Source organism: Sporosarcina sp. FSL K6-1508, assembly GCF_038007465.1.
Classification (GTDB): Bacteria; Bacillota; Bacilli; order Bacillales_A; family Planococcaceae; genus Sporosarcina; species Sporosarcina psychrophila_B.
On sequence record NZ_JBBOXF010000001.1, the window covers coordinates 1995001 to 2012180 of the forward strand.

Here is a 17180-nt window from a genome sequence, read left to right on the forward strand (position 1 = left end):
CCTAAGAAGGACGGCACTAACACCGATATGCTCCGGGGAGCTGTAAGTAAGCTTTGATCCGGAGATTTCCGAATGGGGAAACCCACTGTCCATAATGGGACAGTACGTTTACGTGAATACATAGCGTAAACGAGGCACACCCGGAGAACTGAAACATCTAAGTATCCGGAGGAAGAGAAAGAAAAATCGATTCCCTGAGTAGCGGCGAGCGAAACGGGAAGAGCCCAAACCAGGAAGCTTGCTTCCTGGGGTTGTAGGACACTCTATACGGAGTTACAAAGGAATGGATTAGACGAAGCGACCTGGAAAGGTCCGCCGCAGCGGGTAAAAGCCCCGTAGTCGAAAGTCCATTCTCTCCAGAGTGTATCCTGAGTACGGCGGAACACGTGAAATTCCGTCGGAATCCGGGAGGACCATCTCCCAAGGCTAAATACTCCCTAGTGACCGATAGTGAACCAGTACCGTGAGGGAAAGGTGAAAAGCACCCCGGAAGGGGAGTGAAATAGATCCTGAAACCATGTGCCTACAAGTTGTCAGAGCCCGTTAATGGGTGATGGCGTGCCTTTTGTAGAATGAACCGGCGAGTTACGATTCCATGCAAGGTTAAGCAGTGAATGCGGAGCCGCAGCGAAAGCGAGTCTGAATAGGGCGTCAGAGTATGGGGTCGTAGACCCGAAACCAGGTGATCTACCCATGTCCAGGGTGAAGGTAAGGTAACACTTACTGGAGGCCCGAACCCACGTACGTTGAAAAGTGCGGGGATGAGGTGTGGGTAGCGGTGAAATTCCAATCGAACCTGGAGATAGCTGGTTCTCTCCGAAATAGCTTTAGGGCTAGCCTCAAACTTAAGAATCTCGGAGGTAGAGCACTGTTTGGACTAGGGGCCCATCCCGGGTTACCGAATTCAGACAAACTCCGAATGCCGATGATTTATGTTTGGGAGTCAGACTGCGGGTGATAAGATCCGTAGTCGAGAGGGAAACAGCCCAGACCACCAGTTAAGGTCCCCAAGTATTCGTTAAGTGGAAAAGGATGTGGCGTTGCCCAGACAACCAGGATGTTGGCTTAGAAGCAGCCATCATTTAAAGAGTGCGTAATAGCTCACTGGTCGAGTGGCGCTGCGCCGAAAATGTACCGGGGCTAAACGAATCACCGAAACTGTGGATTGACATCTTAGATGTCAGTGGTAGGAGAGCGTTCCAAGGGCGTCGAAGCTAGACCGTAAGGACTGGTGGAGCGCTTGGAAGTGAGAATGCCGGTATGAGTAGCGAAAGAAGGGTGAGAATCCCTTCCACCGAATGCCCAAGGTTTCCTGAGGAAGGCTCGTCCGCTCAGGGTTAGTCAGGACCTAAGTTGAGGCCGAAAGGCGTAGACGATGGACAACAGGTTGATATTCCTGTACCACCTCCCCGCCGTTTGAGTAATGGGGGGACGCAGTAGGATAGGGTGAGCGCGCTGTTGGTTATGCGCGTCTAAGCAGTGAGGTGTGGAATGAGGCAAATCCCGTTCCTATAACATTGAGCTGTGATGGCAAGGGGAGTATTCCCCGGAGTCCCTGATTTCACGCTGCCAAGAAAAGCCTCTAGCGAGGCGGGAGGTGCCTGTACCGCAAACCGACACAGGTAGGCGAGGAGAGAATCCTAAGGTGATCGAGAGAACTCTCGTTAAGGAACTCGGCAAAATGACCCCGTAACTTCGGGAGAAGGGGTGCTCTGGTAGGGTGTTAAAGCCCGAGAGAGCCGCAGTGAATAGGCCCAGGCGACTGTTTAGCAAAAACACAGGTCTCTGCAAAACCGCAAGGTGAAGTATAGGGGCTGACGCCTGCCCGGTGCTGGAAGGTTAAGAGGAGAGGTCAGCGCAAGCGAAGCTTCGAATTGAAGCCCCAGTAAACGGCGGCCGTAACTATAACGGTCCTAAGGTAGCGAAATTCCTTGTCGGGTAAGTTCCGACCCGCACGAAAGGCGTAACGATCTGGGCACTGTCTCAACGAGAGACTCGGTGAAATTATAATACCTGTGAAGATGCAGGTTACCCGCGACAGGACGGAAAGACCCCGTGGAGCTTTACTGTAACCTGATATTGAATTCCGGTGCAGCCTGTACAGGATAGGTAGGAGCCTTGGATTCCGGAGCGCTAGCTTCGGATGAGGCGTTGGTGGGATACTACCCTGGCTGTATTGGACTTCTAACCCATGCCCCTTATCGGGGCAGGAGACAGTGTCAGGCGGGCAGTTTGACTGGGGCGGTCGCCTCCTAAAGAGTAACGGAGGCGCCCAAAGGTTCCCTCAGAATGGTTGGACATCATTCGCAGAGTGCAAAGGCATAAGGGAGCTTGACTGCGAGACCTACAAGTCGAGCAGGGTCGAAAGACGGGCTTAGTGATCCGGTGGTTCCGCATGGAAGGGCCATCGCTCAACGGATAAAAGCTACCCCGGGGATAACAGGCTTATCTCCCCCAAGAGTCCACATCGACGGGGAGGTTTGGCACCTCGATGTCGGCTCATCGCATCCTGGGGCTGTAGTCGGTCCCAAGGGTTGGGCTGTTCGCCCATTAAAGCGGTACGCGAGCTGGGTTCAGAACGTCGTGAGACAGTTCGGTCCCTATCCGTCGCGGGCGCAGGAAATTTGAGAGGAGCTGTCCTTAGTACGAGAGGACCGGGATGGACATACCTCTGGTGTACCAGTTGTCTTGCCAAAGGCATCGCTGGGTAGCTATGTATGGACGGGATAAATGCTGAAAGCATCTAAGCATGAAGCCCCCCTCGAGATGAGATTTCCCATTACGCAAGTAAGTAAGATCCCTCAAAGAAGATGAGGTTGATAGGTCTGGGGTGGAAGCACGGCGACGTGTGGAGCTGACGGATACTAATCGATCGAGGACTTAACCAATTTTGAAAAGGGCTTGATTACCCTGATTCGTGTAGCACAATGTCTATTTCATTCAGTTTTGAGCGAATAAGTACCGTTCATAAAAAAAAGTACTTGCAATTAAGTTTAGAAACTGATATAATGAATATTGTCTTTGAGAAAAGATGATGCAGGTCTGGTGACGATTGCGAAGAGGTCACACCCGTTCCCATACCGAACACGGAAGTTAAGCTCTTCAGCGCCGATGGTAGTTGGGGGTTCCCCCCTGTGAGAGTAGGACGCCGCCGGGCCTGTGAGATTCATTACATAAAAAGTCTTTGTAGTAAGTGGCTTGCATTTCACACATAGTGGGACAAGCAATTAATACATAGAAAAAACAGTGTGGATGAAAATGCTGATGAATTTATCAATTCATTATAAAATATAACCCAGGAGGATTAGCTCAGCTGGGAGAGCACCTGCCTTACAAGCAGGGGGTCGGCGGTTCGAGCCCGTCATCCTCCACCATTTACTTTAATTCTTTCGCCGGAGTAGCTCAACTGGTAGAGCAACTGACTTGTAATCAGTAGGTTGAGGGTTCAAGTCCTTTCTCCGGCACCACTTTTCGAGCCATTAGCTCAGTTGGTAGAGCATCTGACTTTTAATCAGAGGGTCGCAGGTTCGAATCCTGCATGGCTCACCATTTTTATGACTTAGCAGTCATGATTTATATTGCGGGTATGGCGGAACTGGCAGACGCGCTAGACTTAGGATCTAGTGCCTTCGGGCGTGGGGGTTCGACTCCCTTTACCCGCACTTATAATGCGGAAGTAGTTCAGTGGTAGAATACGACCTTGCCAAGGTCGGGGTCGCGGGTTCGAATCCCGTCTTCCGCTCCATATTTTTGCCGGGGTGGCGGAACTGGCAGACGCACAGGACTTAAAATCCTGCGGTAGGTGACTACCGTACCGGTTCGATTCCGGTTCTCGGCATTAATAACATTTTTAATCATATGCGCTCGTAGCTCAATTGGATAGAGCACCTGACTACGGATCAGGAGGTTGTGGATTCGACTTCTGCCGGGCGCACCATTATAACTTTTCAATTTGCACTTTATAATTCATAATTTAACGGGACGTAGCTCAGCTTGGTAGAGCACTTGGTTTGGGACCAAGGGGTCGCAGGTTCGAATCCTGTCTTCCCGACCATTAAGATCTTTAAGCAGCTTCACCGCTTAAAGAAGCCACCATTTTAAGCAGATTTGTTGCTTAAATAATAATCAGTTAGAATGGGGCCTTAGCTCAGCTGGGAGAGCGCCTGCCTTGCACGCAGGAGGTCAGCGGTTCGATCCCGCTAGGCTCCACCAACACAATTTCAATAAAGATCCTGGCGGCGTAGCTCAGCTGGCTAGAGCGTACGGTTCATACCCGTGAGGTCGGGGGTTCGATCCCCTCTGCCGCCATCTTAAAGGACCTTTAGCTCAGTTGGTTAGAGCAGACGGCTCATAACCGTCCGGTCGCAGGTTCGAGTCCTGCAAGGTCCACCACTATTCTATATAATCACGGAGGTATACCCAAGCCCGGCTGAAGGGATCGGTCTTGAAAACCGACAGGGGAGTCAAATCCCGCGGGGGTTCGAATCCCTCTACCTCCTCCATTTTTTAAAAGTGGTGTAAGAAAAAGTAATATATTGTTGTCGCGGGGTGGAGAAGTGGTATCTCGTCGGGCTCATAACCCGAAGGTCGCAGGTTCAAATCCTGCCCCCGCAACCAAATGGTCCCGTGGTGTAGCGGTTAACATGCCTGCCTGTCACGCAGGAGATCGCCGGTTCGATCCCGGTCGGGACCGCCATTTTTATTAGTAGTATAGTAAGGTTTAAGTTAAGCTAACTGCTTAATGTGAACCGAATATATGGCTCAGTAGCTCAGTCGGTAGAGCAAAGGACTGAAAATCCTTGTGTCGGCGGTTCGATTCCGTCCTGAGCCACCATTATTATGCGAGTGTAGTTTAGTGGTAAAACCTCAGCCTTCCAAGCTGATGATGAGGGTTCGATTCCCTTCACTCGCTCCAAGGGCCTATAGCTCAGCTGGTTAGAGCGCACGCCTGATAAGCGTGAGGTCGGTGGTTCGAGTCCACTTAGGCCCACCATTCCGCAGTAGCTCAGTGGTAGAGCAATCGGCTGTTAACCGATCGGTCGTAGGTTCGAGTCCTACCTGCGGAGCCATTTATATATATGGGGAAGTACTCAAGCGGCTCAAGAGGTGCCCCTGCTAAGGGTATAGATCGCGAAAGCGGTGCGAGGGTTCGAATCCCTCCTTCTCCGCCATATATATTTTGGCCCCTTGGTCAAGCGGTTAAGACACCGCCCTTTCACGGCGGTATCACGGGTTCGAATCCCGTAGGGGTCATGCAAAAAAGTAGCATTACAAGTTTCTAGTGAACTTGTAATGCTACTTTTTAATTTGTCCATTTATACCATAAGCCTAAATGGCTTATGGTATAATATCACTTCTTTTCATTATCAGTATAACTGTCCTTTTCATGGTAAGGAATATCACCAAGGGGGGATTCGATTCCTTCAGCGTCCAGCTCCGCTTCATACTTTTCTGAAGCATCTGATCTGACAAAACCGCGTGATTTACCGTTAATATCGGTACCTGTGAATTCTTCGATATCTTCAGCTGCACCGTCTGTAATATCTGTGTCATATAAAGTATTATAGTTATCATGATCTCCAATGAAATCGGATGGAGTTTCGGATGTTCCAGATTTCGCTATTTCCTGAAAGCTATCTTCTCCGTCTCGGGCTGCCCCAGATCTTCTATCGGCAAATGAATTGGGGTTTGCCATAATAAGAATATCTTCTTCGACAGGCGGGTCGTTGGGTACTTCTTGTTCTGTCGCATGATTAATGCAGAGAGTTGTATAAGGGACTGCCTCAAGACGTTCAAAGGGAATATCTTCTTGGCACACTTCACATTTACCGTAAGAACCATCCACCATCGCTTGTAAGGCGCTTTCCACTTTGTCTAGCTCAGAGCCAGCATGTATGTGTAAAGCCATGTCTTTCTCCCTTTCAAACAGTTCTGTGCCCATGTCGCCGGGATGATTGTCATACATCGATAACTCACCAGCAGCATCCTGAGCACTTTCTTTAATATCCGTTTCTTCTTCCGTTTTTGTTAAGTCATTCATCATTTCAAGTAATTCTTTTTTTAATGTATTTTTCTGATTTTCATTCAACACGTTTTCTCACGTCCTTTTTAGTAATAGCAACAGGTTGTTCATTTAAATCTTTGGTAATTGATAAAGGAATAGATTGTTGTCTATTATTCATTAACTTCCCTTTATTACGACCGGTTTAAACATATGAATACGAAAAAGCCCAGAGCATCATTTAAAACGATGCTTCGGGCTTTTTTATTGAAAGAGAAGAAAGTGTAGAGTTTTAATCTATAACGGTTTCTGTGCTTTCCGGAATACGCTGATTCCTGTTGCTGGTTTCTTGAGGCCAAGAAATACAAGTAGTGCCCCTGAAGTAAGATGGCCGAAGATGACCAGCGCTATAATCTAGGCATAAGAAAGTATAAAAACCAACATTAAAATTGGGATTGCATTGGAGCGGCCAACAAGAATTGCAAGTGTTTTTCGGCCGCTTTCCTTATGGCCTTCCAAATCTCGTATAGTATTTGCAGCATAATTTTGCCGACTAGCAACATACTTGGAATGGAGAACTGAATTACATCTGTCGTTACTGTTCCTGTTTACATATAGCATGCAATGAGGATAAAACAGCATTCCCTTAACTACACCGGAAAAAGGCTCTCCGAAAGGCGTATACGCTGTCACCAAATACGCCTTTCGGAGAGCTTTTATTGTCTGTTGCTATATAGTTCTCTCCCTATCATTTTAAGGACCGTGTTATTGTAATCCAAAATGAGTGGAGTGAACATACACACTGCTTATTATGTGCTGAAACGGCACGAATTCGGTATGATAGAATATAGGTATATGCTCTTAATTAGTCGAATGAATGTACGGAGGGAAAATAATGAACCGGAAGTTGACCGCAACCCCTGAATCTCAATTGAATATAAGTCAGAACGAGTTACGATTTTTCACTGAAACTGTCGATGCGGGACGGATTTCACCACTTGCATTTTTTGAAGCAGGGGATTCGTGTTATAAAGATGAACGTTTTTATTGGCAAAATGCAGATAAAACATTAACACTTGTTGGAATTGGACATGCTACTGTATTGGAAAGTGAGGGAGCAGATGAACGTTTTTCACAAATTTCCGCCAGTTGGAAAAAATTGTGTGCTGCTCTTATTAAAGAAGAAAATGATAAAGAACCTGTTCTATTCGGAGGCTTCTCATTTGATCCGAAAAGTGTCAAGAACTCAGTGTGGAGCTCATTCCCAACCGCTTACTTCGTAGTCCCATCTTTCCAACTATCGATTACGAATGGCAAGACAGCAATCTCCATTAACCTTGTGACAGAAAGTAATGATGCAGCAGAACAGTTTGAAGGGTTACGGATCGAAAGGGATCGGCTAATTCATATTGCACAAGTGGAGGAATCCGCACTTCTTTTAAAACCGGAAGTCGTATCCATAGAGGAACTATCGAAAGAAAATTATATGAAGTCTGTTGAAGGTGTCACAAAGAAAATTAATAATGGAGAAGCTGAAAAAGTAGTTATTGCACGTTCGGTGAAACTTAATTTTGCAGATGAAGTGTCGGCTGTGACTGCACTCCATCATATTTCAAATGAACAGCAAGAAAGCTATCACTTTGGTTTGCAAAAAGAGGGCCAGCTATTTTTCGGTGCTACGCCGGAACGTCTGATTGAAATTTCTAACGGGCGTGCGTACTCGGCATGTGTCGCAGGGTCTATTAAACGTGGCAAATCGGCAGCTGAAGATCGCGAACTCGGTGATGAGCTTATCGATGACAGCAAAAATCGGGAAGAGCATCAATACGTTGTTAATATGATTTCACAAGTATTTCAAACGTTCTGTACGGATGTTATGATTTCAAAATTTCCAAGATTAATGAAAGTACGGGATATTCAGCATTTATTCACACCAGTTGAGGGCAAAGTTGAACAAGGAACTGATATATTTAGTTTAGTTCAGGCACTTCATCCCACCCCGGCGCTCGGTGGAGTCCCGAGAGAGATAGCAATGGAAATGATTCGTTCCGAGGAAGATATGGATCGGGGTTATTATGCTGGGCCAGTTGGCTGGACAGACACGGCCGGAAACGGTGAATTCGCTGTGGCCATCCGCTCTGCACTTCTTGACAGGGACAGCGCTTATTTATACGCAGGTGGAGGAATCGTGGCGGATTCTGAATCAGAAAAGGAATACGATGAAACATGGGTGAAATTCAGACCTGTCATGCGGGCGCTTGGAGGAAAACTGAATGGATAACCGTACAGCTTTAACGGATTATGTTCGGAGAATAACGGATGGACTGATGAAGGCAGATGTAAAGGCAGCAGTTATCAGCCCAGGCTCACGTTCGACACCACTTGCCTATGCTTTTGCATCAACAAAAGAACTTGATGTTTATATGCAAGTCGATGAAAGATCGGCTGCCTATTTCGCGTTGGGATTGGCGAAGGCGTCAGGTGCTCCTGTCGTCCTTCTCTGCACGTCTGGGACAGCAGCATCGAACTATCATCCTGCAATTACAGAAGCGTACTATGCGCGCATCCCGCTAATTGTCATCACTGCAGATCGGCCTCCTGAGTTAAGAGAAGTAGGTGCACCGCAGGCAATCGATCAAATTCGAATGTATGGTAAGCATGTGAAATATAGCGTTGATTTCCCGCTTGCGGAAAATAATACGGATATTGATGACTTTATCGATCGGCATGTAAGCCGGGCTTTGTCGGTGGCAACTTCGGTTCCCCGCGGTCCAGTTCATTTGAATGTGCCTTTCCGGGAACCCCTTCTAATTGATTTTGATCGGGAAGTGCCGAAATCGACTTTCCAAAAACAGATTAAAGGTGCAGATAGCTTGGATGCATCTGCAGTACAACAAATAATGCAGTTACTTACCGATTCAGAGAAGGGATTCATTATTGCTGGTGACATGCCGGTTGGATTTGATAAAGCTGCATTTTGGAAGTTTGCAAATGCGCTGGAATGGCCTGTATTATGTGACCCACTATCAAATCTTCGTGCGGAATTGCCAGAAGAATGTGTGTCGCTTTGTATCGATCATTATGACGCGATATTAAAAAGCAAGGTATTCAAAGAGAAAGCCATACCTGATACGGTGATTCGATTCGGTGCACAGCCAGTAGCGAAACCACTATCGCTTTATTTGAAAAAGGTTCGGCCTGCGACAGTTATTGCGGTGGACGAATCACCAGAATTTCGAGATTCACTGGGCGTTGTTACGCATCATATTCAAACATCACCCGCAAATATTATGCGAATTATTGTGGATAAACCTAAGACGTCTTATGCGGAGTTATGGGCAGGAGCGAATGATATAGCATCCGCAATTACAGACAGTTATAAGGGGACTGAGGGCGACGAAGGCATTTTTGCAAAAATGTTATTTGAGCATCTTCCTAGCGGCAGCGATCTTGTAAGCGGCAGCAGCATGCCAATCCGTGATGTCGATACGTTTTTTAGGAAGACAGAAAAGGACGTCACCATATTTGCGAATCGCGGCACGAATGGTATCGATGGTGTTGTTTCGACGGCTCTTGGTATTCAAGCTGCGAGACAGCGGCCGGCATGGTTGTTAATTGGCGATTTATCATTCCTGCATGATGTCAACGGACTCATTGCTACTCGTTTTCACGAGTCAGATTTGACCATTGTCATTATCAATAATGACGGCGGTGGAATATTTTCGTATCTTCCACAAGCTGAAACAGATGATCATTTTGAAGAACTATTTGGTACCCCGACAGGCTTGACATTCGACCATATTGCCGCAATGTACAATGCCCAGTATGCTGTAATCAGAACGCCTGAAGAATTCAGTATCGAACTAGCTAAAGCCAAAGATAAGCCAGTGCGCATCATTGAAGTGTTCACGAATCGCCAGGCGAATGTAAAAGCTCATCGTGAGCTATGGGCCCAAATTACGAATAGACTTGATCAGGATGAATGAAAATACTATCCGTGTCCGGGGAATCGATTATTATGTGGAAACCGCAGGTGCAGAGGATTTACCAACCATCGTTTTCTTGCATGGCTTTACAGGAAGTACTGCAACATGGCAAGAAGTGACCAAAATGCTAAAAGGTAAATACCGGACAGTAGCTATCGATTTGACTGGACATGGGAAAACGAGTATTCCACGAGATGTTAACCGCTACTCCATGGACGAGCAAGTCGAGGATCTAGAAGAACTTTTTAATGCGTTATCATTTCAACAATTTAAATTGGTCGGTTATTCAATGGGGGGGCGTGTTGCACTCGCTTATACGATCCGTTATCCAAAGCGGGTGACATCGTTGATTCTTGAGAGTTCATCCCCAGGTTTGAAAACAGAAAACGAGAGAATGGAACGCCAAGCAGCTGACGGCCGATTGGCGGACAGAATAGTGTCAGAGGGATTGCGGGCATTCATCGATTTCTGGGGAAATATTCCCTTGTTCTCATCACAAAAGAAATTGCTGGCGGAAAAACAGTTGGCAGTGAAAAACGAACGACTTAGTCAAAGTGAAACGGGCCTTGCAAATAGCTTGCGCGGAATTGGAACAGGCAGCCAAGCTTCTTATTGGGACAGACTCCATACAGTCAATCTTCCTGTTTTGCTCATAACGGGGGAACTCGACACGAAATTCGTAAATATTTCCCGGGAAATGCAGAGCTATTTCCCTAATGTCCGCCATGAAACGATAGATCATACTGGACATGCAATTCATGTGGAAAAACCGGATACATTTGCTACAATGATAGAGGAACATATTTCAGAGTTGAAAAATCGAGGAGGATCACTATGACACGTCAATGGGAAACGATACGTACATACGAAGACATCAAATATGAACAGTATGGCGGCATTGCAAAAGTAACAATCAACCGTCCGGAAGTGCGCAATGCATTCCGACCTAAAACGGTAATGGAATTAATCGACGCATTTTCACGTGCACGGGATGACCAAAGCATTGGTGTTATCGTGCTGACAGGGGAAGGCGAGAAAGCATTCTGTTCAGGCGGAGACCAATCTGTACGCGGTCACGGCGGATATGTCGGGGATGATGAAATACCACGTCTTAACGTTTTAGACTTGCAACGTCTGATCCGCGTTATACCGAAACCGGTTGTCGCAATGGTTGCAGGATATGCAATCGGCGGCGGACATGTTCTTCATGTCGTTTGTGATTTGACGATTGCTGCAGAAAACGCGGTTTTCGGACAAACAGGACCAAAAGTCGGTTCATTCGACGCAGGTTATGGTTCGGGCTACTTGGCACGAATCATCGGACATAAGAAAGCGCGTGAAATCTGGTTCCTATGCCGTCAATATAATGCACAGGAAGCGCTTGACATGGGGCTTGTCAATACAGTGGTTCCTTACGAGCAACTGGAAGACGAGACCGTACAATGGTGTGAGGAGATGCTTGGTATGAGCCCGACGGCACTTCGTTTCGTAAAAGCGGCAATGAATGCGGATACGGACGGACTTGCGGGACTTCAGCAATTAGCTGGCGACTCAACACTTCTTTATTACACGACAGACGAAGCGAAAGAAGGCCGCGACGCATTCAAAGAAAAACGCAAACCGGACTTCGGGCAATTCCCGCGCTTTCCTTAATCAATAAAAGTGAAAGCATTCTGGTGCTTACACTGAATAAAAACTAAGAAAGCTGCCTCTCATCGGGCAGCTTTTTCTGAATGGAAGGTGATTGCATGATTCCAAACTGGTTAATACAGCGCGCATATTTAACGCCTGACAAAACTGCTTTTTCTTTTGAAGATAACAAGTGGACATTTGCACAGCTAAAAGAGCGTGCAATGATTCTCGCACGAAAACTGAGAACGAACGACCTGAATGAGGGAAGTCGGATTGCTCTACTTGGACCTTCCAATGCAGAAATGGTATTCATAATCCATGCTTGTATACTCGCAGGACTTGAAATCGTCATGTTGAACAGTCGATTGTCGAAAAAAGAAATTGAATACCAATTGGAGGATTCAGGTGCCACAACGGTTATCGTGGCAGATGAATTAAAAGGCTTCATTGCTGATACGACGATGCAGCAGCTTACTTTTTCTGCAATTAATGCCAGTGCTGAACAATCATTTGTGACCCAGGAAATATGGAAATCCGACAGGACCATCACTATTATGTATACCTCAGGCACAACGGGATTTCCTAAAGGTGTAAGACAAACAGCGGGCAACCACGTTTCAAGTGCGCTGTCGTCAGTTTTGAATCTGGGGCTAGATGAAGAAGACGTCTGGCTCTGTGCGATGCCGCTCTTCCATATTAGCGGTTTCTCGATTCTCGTCCGTTCTGTGCTTTATGGAATGGAGATCCAGTTACATGAGAAGTTTGATGCCGTTAGATCTGCGAAAGCAATTCAGAATGGGTCAGTGACACGGATGTCCGTCGTTTCACTTACATTGGATAAGGTCCTTCGGGAACTTGAAAAGGACAGTATGGGGGCCCATCCCTGGTTCAAAACGATGCTTGCAGGGGGTGGTCCAGTGCCAATCGATTATTTGAACCGGGCACAGACACTTGAAGTTCCCGTACTTCAAACATATGGCATGACGGAAACTAGCTCACAAACAGCTACCCTATCTGCGGCTGATGCTATGAGAAAGTTGGGGTCTGCAGGTAAACCATTATTTTTCAATCAAATCAAGATCAGCGAAACAACTACCCCTAATGAAAAAGGGGAAGTATTTATACGCGGTCCCCACGTTACGCCTGGCTATATCGGCCGTTTCGCAAGTTTAGATCCATTGGACGATGGCTGGCTTCCGACAGGCGATATCGGTTATCTTGATGAAGAAGGCTATTTATACATTGTTGATAGAAGATCTGACTTGATTATTTCAGGCGGTGAAAATATTTACCCGGCCGAAATTGAAAATGTACTTGCAGCGCATCCGAATATCCGTGAGGCAGGTGTTTGCGGGCAAGAACATTCCGAGTGGGGAAGTGTCCCGGTTGCGTTCGTTGTTGTGTCAGGAAATGTAACCGCGGAAGAGTTAACATCGTTTTGTGAAGAGCGGTTGGCCCGCTATAAAGTACCGAAACTATTTCGCTTTATCGACGAACTTCCAAGAAATGCATCCAAGAAATTATTGCGGCGTAAGTTGAAAGAACTGTTGGACTCGGAGTAAAGGTAGAGTTTGGACTGTCATAGCAAATCGCAAAAAAGGCCGTCCCGTATACCAGAAGATCGGTATACGGGACGGCCTTACTTTAATTACTTACCACTCAATGCTTTTTTCAACGTTTCGATGTTTTGCTCCATCAAAGAAAAATAAGTTTCGTTGTTTTTTATATCATCAACTGTCAATACACCTAGATTATGAAGCATAAGTGATTCAGCACCGAGTTCTTTGCGGACGACTTCTGTTAATTTGGAAGATACGTTCTGTTCAAATAGTACAGAGTGGACGTTCCTTTCTTTTGCTTCTTTCACGATTTCGGCTAATTGCTTTTGTGAAGGTTCACTCTGAGAATTGAGTCCTGCAATGGCGACTTGCTCAAGGCCGTAAGAATGGGCAATGTAACCGAATGACGCATGTGAAACATAGAACGTTTTAGATGGGGCATTGTCCGCCATTTCTTTGAATTTACCATCGAGTTCGTCAAGTTCAACTTTCAATTGGTCAAAGTTCTTCTCGAATTCAACTTTCATTTCGGGAGCCGCTTCACTTAATGCCTCTTTGATGGAAGTTGCAAGTTCGACGCTTAGCACTGGTGAAATCCAGACATGCGGATCGAGACTGCCATGATCATGATCTTCGTGACCTTCATGTTCTTCGTGTTCTTCATGTCCTTCATCAAGCATTTCTTCAGGAATTGCTTCGGCCGTCGCTATCATTTTTACATGTTCATTCTTCAAGGTTTTCTTAGCATTATCCACAAAACCTTCAAGCCCAAGTCCCACATAGAAAAACAAATCTGAATCAGCAAGTGCCATCATATCTTTTTGAGTAGGATCAAATGTATGCTCATCCGAGCCAGCGGGATAAATAGACTTCACATCCACATAGTCGCCGCCGATTCGTTCCGTGAAGTATTGAAGTGGATAGACAGTTGTATAAATGGAGAGCTTATCATTAGTTGTTCCGGTTGCAGCTTTTTCTGTTGTTGAAACTTTAGTGCCACAAGCAGCGAGTAGTAAAACTGTAATTAGTGAAACGATTAATAATAGTTTCTTGTTCATAGGGTAATATCCTCCGTGTTTTAATAGTAATGATTCCGATTTAGGTAACTTGCTTTTTTATCATACAAGAGAGATTCCGATTTGGCAACTAAATGAGCAATTTTATTTTGAACAAAGAAAAACGGCTCAGCATTCTTGCCGAACCGTCTTGCTATTAATCCTACATTTTGTCCGAATCCTTCTCCGGCACTGGGTCAAAACCGCCTTCATGGAATGGATGGCATTTTGAAATCCTGCGTACAGCAAGCCAGGAACCTTTTAATGCTCCATGCTTTTCAACCGCTTCAATCCCATAGTGGGAACAGGTTGGATAGAAACGACATGAAGGCGGTGTCAATGGCGAAATAATTTTTTGATATAATTTAATGATACCGATCAAGATTTTCTTCATTTCGATTACTCCCTATTAATGCCTCTAGGTTTATTGTAGTGGGTTTGGTGGTAAATGAACAGAGAGATGAATTATAGCTAACAACAAAAGGGAGAGATTTTTTATGTCTAAAGAACTTATCAATGAATTGAATGTTCAAGTATCCACGTGGTCGGTGATGTATGCGAAACTCCATAACTATCACTGGTATGTAAAAGGTCATCATTTCTTCACGTTACATGTAAAGTTTGAAGAACTTTATAATGAAGCGACGTTACATATGGATGAAATCGCAGAACGTATTTTAACACTCGGCGGAGATCCTGTAGCAACGCTGAAAGAACATCTTGAACAATCTGTCGTGAAAGAAGCAACGGGAGATGAAAAAGAAGACAGCATGGTGAAAACTGTCGTTAATGATTTCGGTGAAATTATGAAATCGTTGAAAAAAGGCATGCAACTGGCTGCGAAAGATGGCGACGATATGACGGAAGACTTGTTGAACGCGACATATCAAAGTATCGAAAAACATCAATGGATGCTGAATGCATTTCTCGGTGAAGATAACAAATAATTATTTTTTATTGAAAATACTAGAAAAATGCCGATAATAAGCTTGTGAAAGGAGTGATGGCAAGTGGATATGACCTCCATCATGGCAAGTCAATTGAGAAGTTTACAATCGACTGTTCAGATGAGCGTATTGAACAATGCTCTTTCAATGAACACTTCAGCTGCAACAGAAATGCTGAAAGGTTTATCTGATCAGCCTGCTGCAGCCCATCCTCATAAGGGAGCTTCGGTTGACGTGCAAGCGTAAATTGAGAAAAAGCATGTATCTCCAGTAAAAGGGGATGCATGCTTTTATTCATATTGAGCCATGCTAAAAAGAAAAAAAGGATGGTTGGCATGGAAAAATACAAAATGTACGTTTCGGTCGTGAACCAACAAATTTATTATCAGGCGGATGATTCACCGTGGGAATATGAGGTCGATGTCGAACGTGAGTATATTCCGATTTTTCATCGTTTATTTAAACAGATAGACGAACTGGAATTCCGGAATTTCCTGAGAGCGCATTTACCGTTTATGCCTTATCACTATGGGCGGAATAATCATAACGTCGATCAACGCACGATGAAGATTTATGCACTTATTCATGAATTCACGGATGAGAAGTCGAAGCGTTTTATCGAGAAGCTCCCGTATTTCCGTTGAAAGGATTGCTGTCCTTCGCTAGACTGTACAAAAGGACGTGATCACCATGCTTGAATTTAATGATATAAATGGCGGGCGTGTTGAGCTGACATTTGGAATGAACCAGTTTGGAATGCCAGCAAGACACGTTCTCGTTATACTTAAACATAATGGGAAATGGCTGCTAACTCGACATTCATTAAGAGGAATCGAATTTCCGGGCGGAAAAGCAGAAGTGGAAGAAACAATCGAGGAAGCAGCTATTCGGGAAACAATTGAAGAAACAGGCGTGACTATTTCAGGTCTTGTTAATTTCGCCGAGTATGTCGTTCAGAGCAATATCACCTTTTGTAAAGCAGTTTTTACAGGAAAAGTTGTAGAAATTGCTGATAATCCGAAACTTTACGAAACGGAAGGCGCACTGTGGATGTCAAATGAAGAACTTGATGCTTGCGAAGAATTAAGTTTTCATATGAAAGATACAGGAATGGAAGTATTAAGAAAGTGGGTGGAAGAACATGAGTCATGATGGTGCTATTGTTCATAGCAGGTCTTATCCTTCTCCAAACCCGAATGTCAGCCTTGAAGAAATTACATATTTATCAGATGGTTTGAAAGTGAAGGGGCTTATGGCGGAACCAATTGCAGCGGGGAATTATGAAGGCATTATCTATTTAAGGGGCGGTATGCAGCATATGGGAATGGTTCGTCCTGCTAGAATCGCCCAGTTTGCTTCTCAGGGATTCGTTGTCTTCGCACCCTATTATCGTGGGAATAGGGGAGGAGAAGGCCGGGATGAGTTTGCAGGGGCAGACCGTCAAGATGCAGTGAGCGCTGTCGATGTGCTGAAGCAGAGCCGGAAAATAAATGCGGAAAGAATTCATTTATTTGCGTTTTCGCGAGGCGGTATCATGGCACTTTGGACTGCTATTTTAAGAGATGATATCACTTCGGTCGTTACATGGGCAGGTGTATCCGATATCATATTTACATACAAAGAACGGGTAGATATGCGAAGGATGATGAAAAGGGTTATCGGCGGTACACCGAACAATATGCCAGATGAATACAGGAAACGAACGACATTGTTTCGTATAGATGAAATTGAGGCAGCCGTACTCATCATTCACGGCATGATTGATGAGAATGTGTCCTTCCAACAAGCAAGATTACTTGAAAACGCATTATCTGAACACAATAAAGTCTATGAAACATGGTACTTTCCTGAGTACACGCACTTCATCCCACCTGCTATGAACGCTCAGCTTGTACGTGATTTATGTGGTTGGATGAGAAGGCAAGGGAAGTGAATAGGGTTAAATTAATTTTCAACGTGAAAAGTTTGGAGCATTTATCTGTGGGAAAAGGTGCAAATTG

13 protein-coding genes, 20 tRNA genes and 2 rRNA genes (1 of these 35 running past the window's edge) are annotated in these 17180 nt (G+C 45.3%); 32 read left to right on the forward strand and 3 right to left on the reverse strand.

The window, feature by feature from the left end:
• From MKZ11_RS09980 to MKZ11_RS10085, 22 genes are all read left to right on the forward strand, one after another.
• Nucleotides 1–2888 (forward strand): 23S ribosomal RNA (locus tag MKZ11_RS09980); it begins 45 nt to the left of the window's first position.
• Between the two features lie 153 nt (nt 2889–3041).
• Nucleotides 3042–3157, forward strand: a 5S ribosomal RNA gene (rrf, locus tag MKZ11_RS09985).
• 141 nt (nt 3158–3298) lie between these two features.
• Nucleotides 3299–3374: transfer RNA gene (locus MKZ11_RS09990), tRNA-Val, on the forward strand.
• A 17-nt stretch (nt 3375–3391) separates the two neighbouring features.
• Nucleotides 3392–3467 (forward strand) — tRNA-Thr (locus MKZ11_RS09995).
• Between the two features lie 6 nt (nt 3468–3473).
• Nucleotides 3474–3549 (forward strand) — tRNA-Lys (locus MKZ11_RS10000).
• Between the two features lie 31 nt (nt 3550–3580).
• Nucleotides 3581–3662, forward strand: a tRNA-Leu gene (locus MKZ11_RS10005).
• An 8-nt stretch (nt 3663–3670) separates the two neighbouring features.
• A tRNA-Gly gene (locus MKZ11_RS10010) sits at nt 3671–3745 on the forward strand.
• Nucleotides 3746–3752: 7 nt separating this feature from the next.
• A tRNA-Leu gene (locus MKZ11_RS10015) sits at nt 3753–3838 on the forward strand.
• A 22-nt stretch (nt 3839–3860) separates the two neighbouring features.
• Nucleotides 3861–3937: transfer RNA gene (locus MKZ11_RS10020), tRNA-Arg, on the forward strand.
• A 40-nt stretch (nt 3938–3977) separates the two neighbouring features.
• Nucleotides 3978–4054 (forward strand) — tRNA-Pro (locus MKZ11_RS10025).
• 82 nt (nt 4055–4136) lie between these two features.
• Nucleotides 4137–4212 (forward strand) — tRNA-Ala (locus MKZ11_RS10030).
• A 22-nt stretch (nt 4213–4234) separates the two neighbouring features.
• Nucleotides 4235–4308, forward strand: a tRNA-Met gene (locus MKZ11_RS10035).
• A 7-nt stretch (nt 4309–4315) separates the two neighbouring features.
• Nucleotides 4316–4392: transfer RNA gene (locus MKZ11_RS10040), tRNA-Ile, on the forward strand.
• 17 nt (nt 4393–4409) lie between these two features.
• Nucleotides 4410–4502 (forward strand) — tRNA-Ser (locus MKZ11_RS10045).
• 40 nt (nt 4503–4542) lie between these two features.
• Nucleotides 4543–4617 (forward strand) — tRNA-Met (locus MKZ11_RS10050).
• A 3-nt stretch (nt 4618–4620) separates the two neighbouring features.
• A tRNA-Asp gene (locus tag MKZ11_RS10055) sits at nt 4621–4696 on the forward strand.
• Between the two features lie 62 nt (nt 4697–4758).
• A tRNA-Phe gene (locus MKZ11_RS10060) sits at nt 4759–4834 on the forward strand.
• Nucleotides 4835–4841: 7 nt separating this feature from the next.
• Nucleotides 4842–4915, forward strand: a tRNA-Gly gene (locus MKZ11_RS10065).
• A 1-nt stretch (nt 4916) separates the two neighbouring features.
• Nucleotides 4917–4993 (forward strand) — tRNA-Ile (locus tag MKZ11_RS10070).
• A gap of 1 nt (nt 4994) precedes the next feature.
• Nucleotides 4995–5069, forward strand: a tRNA-Asn gene (locus MKZ11_RS10075).
• A gap of 11 nt (nt 5070–5080) precedes the next feature.
• Nucleotides 5081–5171 (forward strand) — tRNA-Ser (locus MKZ11_RS10080).
• A 10-nt stretch (nt 5172–5181) separates the two neighbouring features.
• Nucleotides 5182–5253: transfer RNA gene (locus MKZ11_RS10085), tRNA-Glu, on the forward strand.
• A 97-nt stretch (nt 5254–5350) separates the two neighbouring features.
• Here the strand turns inward: MKZ11_RS10085 and MKZ11_RS10090 are convergent.
• A complete protein-coding gene (locus tag MKZ11_RS10090; protein ID WP_340794293.1) occupies nt 5351–6091 on the reverse strand; it encodes a TraR/DksA C4-type zinc finger protein in 741 nt (246 codons plus the stop codon).
• Between the two features lie 805 nt (nt 6092–6896).
• On the opposite strand from MKZ11_RS10090, the gene MKZ11_RS10095 reads away from it, so the two are divergent.
• From MKZ11_RS10095 to MKZ11_RS10115, 5 genes are all read left to right on the forward strand, one after another.
• Entirely contained in the window at nt 6897–8282 is a 1386-nt protein-coding gene (locus MKZ11_RS10095) for an isochorismate synthase (protein ID WP_340794295.1), read from the forward strand.
• Nucleotides 8275–9987 carry a 2-succinyl-5-enolpyruvyl-6-hydroxy-3-cyclohexene-1-carboxylic-acid synthase gene (menD, locus tag MKZ11_RS10100; RefSeq protein WP_340794296.1) on the forward strand — a complete coding sequence of 571 codons (1713 nt, stop codon included), beginning with the start codon at nt 8275–8277 and terminating at the stop codon, nt 9985–9987. Before MKZ11_RS10095 ends, menD begins: the two co-directional genes overlap by 8 nt.
• Nucleotides 9980–10825: a 2-succinyl-6-hydroxy-2,4-cyclohexadiene-1-carboxylate synthase gene (gene menH / locus MKZ11_RS10105; protein WP_340794298.1), complete on the forward strand. Its 846-nt coding sequence runs from the start codon at nt 9980–9982 to the stop codon at nt 10823–10825. Before menD ends, menH begins: the two co-directional genes overlap by 8 nt.
• Nucleotides 10822–11640 carry a 1,4-dihydroxy-2-naphthoyl-CoA synthase gene (gene menB, locus MKZ11_RS10110; protein WP_340794301.1) on the forward strand — a complete coding sequence of 273 codons (819 nt, stop codon included), beginning with the start codon at nt 10822–10824 and terminating at the stop codon, nt 11638–11640. Before menH ends, menB begins: the two co-directional genes overlap by 4 nt.
• A gap of 95 nt (nt 11641–11735) precedes the next feature.
• Nucleotides 11736–13181: an o-succinylbenzoate--CoA ligase gene (locus tag MKZ11_RS10115; RefSeq protein ID WP_340794303.1), complete on the forward strand. Its 1446-nt coding sequence runs from the start codon at nt 11736–11738 to the stop codon at nt 13179–13181.
• An 86-nt stretch (nt 13182–13267) separates the two neighbouring features.
• On the opposite strand, the gene MKZ11_RS10120 is transcribed toward MKZ11_RS10115, so the two are convergent.
• A complete protein-coding gene (locus tag MKZ11_RS10120) occupies nt 13268–14236 on the reverse strand; it encodes a metal ABC transporter solute-binding protein, Zn/Mn family (RefSeq protein WP_340794305.1) in 969 nt (322 codons plus the stop codon).
• Between the two features lie 160 nt (nt 14237–14396).
• A complete protein-coding gene (gene yidD / locus MKZ11_RS10125) occupies nt 14397–14627 on the reverse strand; it encodes a membrane protein insertion efficiency factor YidD (RefSeq protein WP_340794307.1) in 231 nt (76 codons plus the stop codon).
• Nucleotides 14628–14730: 103 nt separating this feature from the next.
• Here yidD and MKZ11_RS10130 point away from each other — a divergent pair, with 103 nt between their 5' ends.
• The 5 genes from MKZ11_RS10130 to MKZ11_RS10150 all read left to right on the forward strand — a co-directional run bounded on the left by MKZ11_RS10130 (nt 14731) and on the right by MKZ11_RS10150 (nt 17113).
• Nucleotides 14731–15180 (forward strand): Dps family protein, encoded by a 450-nt coding sequence (locus MKZ11_RS10130; protein ID WP_067206501.1) that lies wholly within the window; start codon nt 14731–14733, stop codon nt 15178–15180.
• Nucleotides 15181–15273: 93 nt separating this feature from the next.
• Complete coding sequence (locus tag MKZ11_RS10135; protein WP_340794308.1) at nt 15274–15426, forward strand: putative motility protein; 153 nt, start codon at nt 15274–15276, stop codon at nt 15424–15426.
• An 89-nt stretch (nt 15427–15515) separates the two neighbouring features.
• Complete coding sequence (locus MKZ11_RS10140) at nt 15516–15824, forward strand: transposase (RefSeq protein ID WP_340794310.1); 309 nt, start codon at nt 15516–15518, stop codon at nt 15822–15824.
• Nucleotides 15825–15870: 46 nt separating this feature from the next.
• On the forward strand, nt 15871–16332 hold the full coding sequence (locus tag MKZ11_RS10145; RefSeq protein ID WP_340794312.1) for an NUDIX hydrolase: 462 nt from the start codon (nt 15871–15873) through the stop codon (nt 16330–16332).
• Nucleotides 16322–17113, forward strand: coding sequence for an alpha/beta hydrolase family protein (locus MKZ11_RS10150; protein ID WP_340794314.1), 792 nt, complete (start codon nt 16322–16324; stop codon nt 17111–17113). Before MKZ11_RS10145 ends, MKZ11_RS10150 begins: the two co-directional genes overlap by 11 nt.
• The last annotated feature ends 67 nt before the right edge of the window (nt 17114–17180 follow it).